The sequence below is a fragment of the Acinetobacter sp. BMW17 genome (genome assembly GCF_001592855.1).
Taxonomy (GTDB): Bacteria; Pseudomonadota; Gammaproteobacteria; order Pseudomonadales; family Moraxellaceae; genus Acinetobacter; species Acinetobacter johnsonii.
Map to the genome: position 1 here is coordinate 1 of NZ_LSOD01000011.1, position 8,113 is coordinate 8,113.

An 8,113-nucleotide genomic window follows, 5' to 3' on the forward strand; every position below is an offset into this window, starting at 1 on the left:
TAACATGTTGAGCAGTCCAAAATGACCGCTATATTAACCAAGGGGGTCAGTTTTTAAATGCCGTTAGGGGGTTATTTTTACACTGCCGCTAACAATTGCCTTGTTTTAACAAAGATCGTTTGTTCTCATTAGAGAGGGTATTAACAATTTTTAGAAAATAGTCCTCATTAAAATAATCTCCTATATCTGGTATGGGGAAAACAGAAGCATCTTCTAATAATATCTTATGAATTTTTACTTTTGTGAGCTGGTTGTGGTTTATGTAAGAACTATCGCCATCATCAATATGCTCTAATATTTGATGATTCCCTTTTGATGATTTTCTTAACCAACCATATAAATTAAATGTAGAAGTAGGGTCGCAATGTAATATTACATCCTCATTTATATTTTGAGTGCTGCCTAAATATCCTTCTAGTTCGTTATACAAGCTTACTCGGTTGTTTAATTGAAAATTAATAAAAGATTGCTTGAGTATATCTATAGCCCTTTCAAAGAATTCAGTAATAAGTTCTTTATGTCTATAGCCTTCAAAGTTTTCACCTTGATGATCCGTAGTACAAATTTCCCCACTTTGACTCACATGATCTAAGGCAGACATTGGTCGTGTCAATATTCTAAAAATGGGAGGTATCGTCCAATTAGCTCTATTTTGAAAAATTAGACCAAGGCAAACCTGTTGTGTATTAATGAGAAAATCAAATTTTAGATTAACCCAATCCTTAGTAATAGAAGTGACATGGATATTTTGAGCTCCATGTTCACTTAATAGCTTTTCAATATTGTCTAACTTTGGTTTATCAAAAAACATTGAGTTTTCCTAAGCAGATTTTCCTTCTTGAGTGTAATAAGTTTGTACTACTGGTTCGGACACTTCTTGTATTTCAGGGATAGGGAATTGACTTCCAAAAGTTTTATTTAAAATTTTGCAAGCTTCTACTGTATCAGTTTCCTCATTTACAGCTTCTAAAGATGATTTTAAATCTTCAAGTTTTGATTTTAAGTGCTCCATTTGTTTTCGGGTCAATTTTTCGAGTAAGTCTACACCTTGATGTGCAGGTAAATTAATTACGAGTCTGAAGTAATACTCGTTATTTTCTGGATCAATGCTAAAGGTAGTGAATTGATCTAATACATTATTTACTATAGAAAGTAATACCTTATTATCATTCTCATAATCTTCAGCTGTTATATGCTCATATACAGCTGTAGTGATAGCAATACTCTTAAAAAAATCTAGACCTTTCTCATTTCGCCATTGTTTCAAGTAGCGAGTACATCGTCTAAACTGATGACGTAAATCTGAATCATCTTCAAATTTTCCCAAAATTGTATCGGTAAGTTCAGTAGGATTTGAAATATCCCAAGTCTTAAGGTCTTCAGAGGAGAATTCCTTACCTCGAGCTAGATACATATTGCCTTTGTCGTCTTCAGCGTAGATGGGCAGATCTACATGATAATCGGGACTACCATTTTTGAGATAAGTGACAGTTACGCAAGGTCGTTTGATCGTTACAGTTCTATTTGAATGAGTTAAAGCATCTCTAACAATTTTTTTAATTTCTACTGAGCCATATTCCTCTTTGTCACAATCTAATAAAACTCCTACATCAATATCATAATCTCCATTCTTAGGCTTAATCCCTGTGCCCAAGGCATAACTACCTTGATTAAAGTATTCAACAAATTGAGGACCATTTGGATCCTTTTTGAGTTCATCTTTTAAGGTGCTAATCAAAAGGTCACGTTTTTCACGTAATGTACTTTCTTCGTCATAACGACCTAATCGAATATTTGTGTGGAACTTAGCATAGTGTTTTTGTGGATTCGCCATATTGTTGTATTCCTGTAGTGCTTTTGTTGTTATGGGGATCTTCTATATTAAATACAAGTTAAGACATTAAAAAAAATGGAATTTTTAAAGGGAAAATTTAATCAAAAAATATTTAAACAAACGATGAGATGTATCAATCTCCAATTTTTAGCATTCCTTCCCAACTAAAATAGTTTTGAGTCAAATTCTTTCTGGACATCGCCCATACACGACCATGCATCTTGCAAGGTCCAATTACGGCATCGCCACCACAGAGTAAAAAGAATGTTCAAAATAAACAGTCTAAAAATTCTGAATAGCCTTTTAGAACAGAGAGTTAAGGCACACAATTTAAAATAGTCAGTGAGCCTATCAAAATCCTCATGTATGAAACCTAAGAAGTTCCACATTTTTCTGGGTATACAAGCCTAAATTTTATGGAAAGAATTCATATGCTGCTCCTTTAGCTAAAAGAGTATTCAGCTTACGATTCGTGGTTATTTTCAACAGTGCCTTCTGGTAAGGGTCGGCACCTGCACATCAAAAAAATCTCCCCCCTGAGTACGGCTGTTTCTATCGGGGGCAGAATATTCATTCTGTTACTTTAGACTATACCCTAAAGTTACAATCTGAAAGTTCATGAAATTATGTATCATTTAAATGATTTTTAATCATAAGTAACATGTAACTTTAGTGTTAAAGATTTATAATTTACGAAATTGTTCATTTTTATCCAATTGGGGCGTGAAAAAGTGAAAGGCCAAAAAGTAGGGTATGTCCGGGTAAGTTCTGTCGAGCAAAACACTGAACGTCAACTTGAAGGAATTGAGGTCGACCGGATTTTTGTTGACCGTGCTTCAGGTAAAAATACTGACCGACCTAAATTTCAGGAAATGTTGAACTATGTCCGGGAAGGGGACAGGGTGATTGTACATTCAATGGATCGTTTTGCGCGAAGCCTAAAAGATTTGGTCACTGAAGTAGATAAACTGGTCAAACGAGGGATCGCCATCCAGTTTGTAAAAGAAAATATTACTTTTACAGCCGAATCCACCCCGATGGATAATTTGATGCTTCAAATGATGGGTGCTTTTGCACAGTTCGAACGTGAGATCATTTTAGAGCGGCAAAAGGAAGGAATAAAACTCGCCTCTGCTCAGGGGAAGTACAAAGGTCGGGTGCATAAACTAAAGCCTGACCAAGCTGAAGCTTTACGACAAGCATGGAAGGAGGGGAAGTATCCATCGAAAATGGCATTAGGGAAAGCTTTTGGGATTAGTCGTCAGGCGGTATACCGATATTTACAAGTTAGTGAATAGCTTATTAGGATTAGCAACTAAATTTAGTTTAACTTATAAAAATCATGAAACACTGTTCGAATTTTAAGCGTGGAACATGAATAATCAATAAAAAGCCGCTCTGGTGCCCTATATTCCAGAACGGCTTGCTTTAATATAATGATATTTAAAGAGAAATATCAAGCATTACGTATAAGGTGTATTATGTTAATTTTAGAAATTCTATATAAATATAGAATTTTTAAAACTTAAATTCTGGCATGTGTCCCATACTTATCAATCATGATCGAACTGGCTTCATTTAGACCACGTACTGTGACATTCGCACCATTCTTTTGAAATTTATTTACAACAGAATCAAGCATGGCGACTGATGTTACATCCCAAATGTGAGAATGGGTCAAATCAATAATCACCTCCTTTACATCCTCTTTAAAGTCAAAACCTTGCATGAACTTTTCAGAAGAACTAAAGAAGATCTGACCTCTCAAATCATATAGACGAGCTGTCCCCTCAAAAGAAGCACTGACCTGAATATCATTTTCTAGTTTATTGGCCAAGAATAAAGCTGAAAGCAGTACACCTGTTAATACCCCTAACGCCAAGTTATGCGTAGCTACCACCACAATCACCGTTGCAATCATCACGACGTTGCTACTTTTAGGATTGTCCTTTAATTGGGTGACAGAACTCCATTCAAAAGTACTGATTGAAACCATGATCATCACAGCAACCAAGGCAGCCATTGGAATAACTTTGAGCCAATCACTAATAAACACAACTAAAATGAGAAGAAAAATACCCGCAGAGAAGGTTGATAAGCGTGTCAGACCACCTGACTTCACGTTAATCATAGATTGACCGATCATGGCACAACCTGCCATACCACCCATGAAGCCAGAGGCAATATTTGCAATACCTTGTCCTTTACATTCCTGATGCTTATCACTTGGTGTATCTGTCATTTCATCGACAATAGTTGCTGTCATCATAGACTCAAGTAAACCTACGGCTGCCAGTGCAACTGAATACGGCAAAATGATCATCAATGTTTCAAAATTTAGAGGAATATTCGGGATCAAGAACATTGGAAGTGTGTCAGGTAATGCTCCCATATCTCCAACAGTCCGTACATCAATTCCTAGGGCTATTGCTAACAATGTAATAGCAATGATGCAAACAAGTGGAGAAGGGAATAATTTTCCTAATTTTGGAATTAAAGGAAATAGATAAATAATCGCTAAGCCTAAAGCAACCAAAGCATATACATGCCAAGTTACATTAGTCAGTTCGGGTAGCTGAGCCATAAAAATTAAGATGGCCAACGCATTTACAAAGCCAATCACTACAGATTTAGAGACAAAGCGCATTAGCTTAGCCAATTTCAGGTAACCTGCTAATATTTGAATGACACCAGTTAAAATCGTTGCAGCAAGCAGATATTCAAGCCCATGTTCTTTGACCAATGTGACCATAAGCAGTGCCATCGCACCTGTGGCTGCTGAAATCATAGCTGGACGACCGCCAACAAAAGAAATAACGACAGCAATACAGAAGGATGCGTATAAACCTACTTTAGGATCTACACCTGCAATAATTGAAAATGCGATAGCTTCAGGGATTAATGCAAGACCGACAACAAGTCCTGCAAGCACATCTCCACGGATGTTAGAGAACCATTGTTCTCGTACATTAGATAACATAAACATAGCCTGTTTTTTAATTTTTCAGATAGGCTAGTGATGTGATATATACAACACACAAGCGACTACACCACATCACTAGACAGTGATGAGTTATTTACTGATTAAAGAGGTAAATAAACTTAAGGTGGCGTAAGTGTCATAAATTCAGTGCATTGTTTGAGAGAAAATATCAGAGCAAGGATAACAGCTCGGTATCATTCTATCTACCCTAACCATTTTGTAGAAGCTGCTTATTCAGCTAAGAAAGTTGTCAATTTGCATTCTAAAAAACTGTGCATTTAACATAATAGAGCTTATACGAAACGCATCTGTTAGAACCCATTTAAAGTGTCTATATTCTCACCAATAAAAATGTCTGGTTTATGATGGTTTTTATCACCATGGACTGGATATAAAATATAGATGCTGATCACTATGTCTGATAAAGAAATTCAACGTCTTGCTGTACTGCAAGATGTTCGAGATCATCGTATTACCCAAGTCCGTGCTTCTGAAATCCTCAATCTTTCTACCCGCCAAATTACCCGATTATTACAGAAGCTAAAGCAAGACGGTGTTTCAGGCCTGACACATGCCAGTCGTGGTCGACCTGGCCATCGTCGCCATGATGAAGCCGTAAAGTCTGAATGCCTTTCCATTATTTCTGAACATCTGCTGGGCTTTGGCCCAACCTTGGCTCATGAGAAGCTGATGAGCATGTTTGACCTGAATATCCCGGTAGAAACGGTTCGGCGCTGGATGACTGCAAATGACCTTTGGATTCCGCGATCCAAACGTCTAAAACGCCCATGCCAGCCACGCTATAACCGTGATTGCTTCGGTGAGCTGATCCAGATTGATGGCTCATATCATGACTGGTTTGAAGGAAGAGCCACCAAATGCTGTTTGCTGGTTTATATCGATGATGCTACCGGCAAGCTGTTGCATCTACGCTTTTGTGAGGCTGAAACGACCTTTGACTATATGCTTTCAACCCGAGCCTACATTGAGCAATACGGCAAGCCCTTGGCCTTTTACAGCGATAAACACTCGGTATTCAGAGTGAATCAGAAATCCAGCCAAGACAGCAAGATCACGCAATTTGGGCGGATTCTGAATGAGTTAAACATTGATATTATCTTCGCCAACTCCCCACAGGCGAAGGGTCGCGTAGAGCGAGCGAATAGAACCCTTCAGGACCGTTTGATCAAGGAGATGCGCCTGGAAGGCATCTGTTCGATTGCAGAAGCAAATGCCTGGTTGCCCTGCTTTATTGAGCAGTTCAATCAGAAGTTCGCCAAATGTGCGCGAAACTCAAAGAACCTGCATCGACCATTAATCGAATCTGATCTTGAACTGGATGATATTTTTACCTGGCAGGAACCGCGTAAGGTCACCAAGAACCTGACGATTACCTATGACAAATGTATTTATCTGCTTGAACCGATAGAGCTGAATCATAAGCTTGCTGGGCAATACATTGCATTTCTGGAGTATCCGGATGGCACTGTGGCCCTCATGCATGAAGGACGAAAGCTCAACTACAGCATCTTCAATAAATTGGCTGGGCTACAGCAAAATGAGATTGTTGAGAATAAACGGTTAGGTTCAGTCCTGGCGCATATTCAACAGCAGCATGAAGAACTAGAAAAACAGAATAAACGTTCCCGGGCCAAGAAAAGTATGCCAAGTCGTAAAGCTCAGAAAGCTGTTGTTGAACAAAGAAACTTAAATCCTGTGCTTGACTCTTGTGGTTAAAAACAGGACATTTTAAATGGTTTATCGCATAGACATTTTAATTGGTGAATAACAAAAAAAGGAAGGAAAGGCAGTGGGAGATTTTTTAATATTTATTGGGTTAATCATCAGTATTGTAGGGACATTTATTGGTCCTCATGTATTGTGTAAAAAAGTAAATAATCATATGGATGCAAAGGCAGCAAGCTTCTTAGGAATGTTACCTGGTGTATTAATTATGTTTGTTGGTTCTTTCTTTAAATAAAAATCCTATAGACATCAAGTATATCGTTAGAAAGATGCACAACAACAAAGTAGAGCTCTAGGTCTAAATGTTAAATGCAATAAAAACAAATACTTTTAAACTTAAGCTAAACAAGTAGAGCGCCTCACGGCGCTCTAACTTTTTCACATCTCACTAATTAAAAATTATTAGGAAAAAAATCACAAAAATTTAGAGTAATGAGACTAAAGATGTAACAAAATGCAATAGAAGTGCATGAAAAACACGATACTATTTACACAATAATTACAGTTGAGTTACATGATGAAACAACTACTCTTAGTCACAGCTATTTCGTTTTCAAGCTTAGCTTATGCTGACAACGCTTTCTATACTTCGCTTAAAGCAGGTATCAGCGATACCAAATTTGACAATAGCAAAGATCAACTTTCACCTTCTGAATCTGACTTCGATTTCAAACAAACTTTGCATAATGATGATGCTGATAAAAGTATCTATCCAAGCATCTCTGCTGCGATCGGCTTCGACTTCAGCAAAATCAGTAACGTAAATGCTCGTGCTGAATTGGAATACACTTACAAAGACAAAGCTAAATTTAGCCCTAGCATAGATAAAGCGACGATTGAAGTTGAGGGTAATTCTGAAACTATCGACGTGCCAGAAGGAATTTCAAGCTTCTTCATCAATGAGCTCCGTACTCAGTCTTTGATGTTTAATGCTTACTATGACTTCAAAAATGCATCTAAATTTACACCATACGTAAGTGCTGGTGCAGGTGTAACTCGTGTTAAGAATACTCAAACATTGAACCCACAGTTTTCTGAAGAAGCTAACTTAGGGCTATCTGATACAAGTAACAATTTCACTTGGTCAGCTGGTGCAGGCGTAGCATATAAAGTAACTGAAAATGTTGCTCTAGATTTAGCTTACCGCTATGTAGATGCTGGCGAAATTGAATTTAAAAATAATATTGATCTAGGTGAAGCGAAGTTAAAAAGCACAGCTGACCTAACTTCACATGACTATTCATTAGGTATTCGTTACAACTTCTAAGAGTTCGTAACAACTGAAGGGGATAATTTATTATCCCCTTTTCTTTTGGGCAAAATAAAGGGAAACCATGACAGTGCGCTGAACCCTATCATGGTTTCATATAAAATATTGATGCTTACAAGAAAAATTCAAGCATTTCGTATAAGGTTGTATTATGTTGATTTTAGGAAGTTTAATTAATAATTTTTCTCTCTGTACACGACAAAAATAGATAACTCATTGAAATAATGTCACAATAATTGTTTTCTAACGACGAATACTATGACACATCTCAATGAGTTAT

7 protein-coding genes are annotated in these 8,113 nt (G+C 37.2%); 4 read left to right on the forward strand and 3 right to left on the reverse strand.

Annotated features, from left to right (window positions below):
* Positions 1-88: 88 nt before the first annotated feature.
* Both AXW61_RS02610 and AXW61_RS02615 read right to left on the reverse strand, forming a co-directional pair.
* On the reverse strand, positions 89-811 hold the full coding sequence (locus AXW61_RS02610) for a hypothetical protein (protein WP_240487428.1): 723 nt from the start codon (positions 809-811) through the stop codon (positions 89-91).
* Between the two features lie 9 nt (positions 812-820).
* The gene (locus AXW61_RS02615; protein ID WP_062032128.1) at positions 821-1,834 is read right to left on the reverse strand and encodes a nucleotidyltransferase; all 1,014 of its coding nucleotides are present in this window, start codon (positions 1,832-1,834) and stop codon (positions 821-823) included.
* 731 nt (positions 1,835-2,565) lie between these two features.
* On the opposite strand from AXW61_RS02615, the gene AXW61_RS02620 reads away from it, so the two are divergent.
* Positions 2,566-3,132: a recombinase family protein gene (locus AXW61_RS02620; protein WP_034432489.1), complete on the forward strand. Its 567-nt coding sequence runs from the start codon at positions 2,566-2,568 to the stop codon at positions 3,130-3,132.
* A 227-nt stretch (positions 3,133-3,359) separates the two neighbouring features.
* Here the strand turns inward: AXW61_RS02620 and AXW61_RS02625 are convergent, their stop codons facing one another.
* On the reverse strand, positions 3,360-4,814 hold the full coding sequence (locus tag AXW61_RS02625) for a SulP family inorganic anion transporter (RefSeq protein WP_062032131.1): 1,455 nt from the start codon (positions 4,812-4,814) through the stop codon (positions 3,360-3,362).
* A 405-nt stretch (positions 4,815-5,219) separates the two neighbouring features.
* On the opposite strand from AXW61_RS02625, the gene AXW61_RS02630 reads away from it, so the two are divergent.
* The 3 genes from AXW61_RS02630 to AXW61_RS02635 all read left to right on the forward strand — a co-directional run bounded on the left by AXW61_RS02630 (position 5,220) and on the right by AXW61_RS02635 (position 7,830).
* Positions 5,220-6,554: an ISNCY family transposase gene (locus AXW61_RS02630; RefSeq protein WP_062032133.1), complete on the forward strand. Its 1,335-nt coding sequence runs from the start codon at positions 5,220-5,222 to the stop codon at positions 6,552-6,554.
* Between the two features lie 73 nt (positions 6,555-6,627).
* Positions 6,628-6,798, forward strand: coding sequence for a hypothetical protein (locus tag AXW61_RS17470; RefSeq protein WP_155858659.1), 171 nt, complete (start codon positions 6,628-6,630; stop codon positions 6,796-6,798).
* 279 nt (positions 6,799-7,077) lie between these two features.
* Positions 7,078-7,830, forward strand: a complete 753-nt coding sequence (locus AXW61_RS02635) for an outer membrane protein (RefSeq protein ID WP_081408249.1) — start codon at positions 7,078-7,080, stop codon at positions 7,828-7,830.
* Positions 7,831-8,113 lie beyond the last annotated feature (283 nt).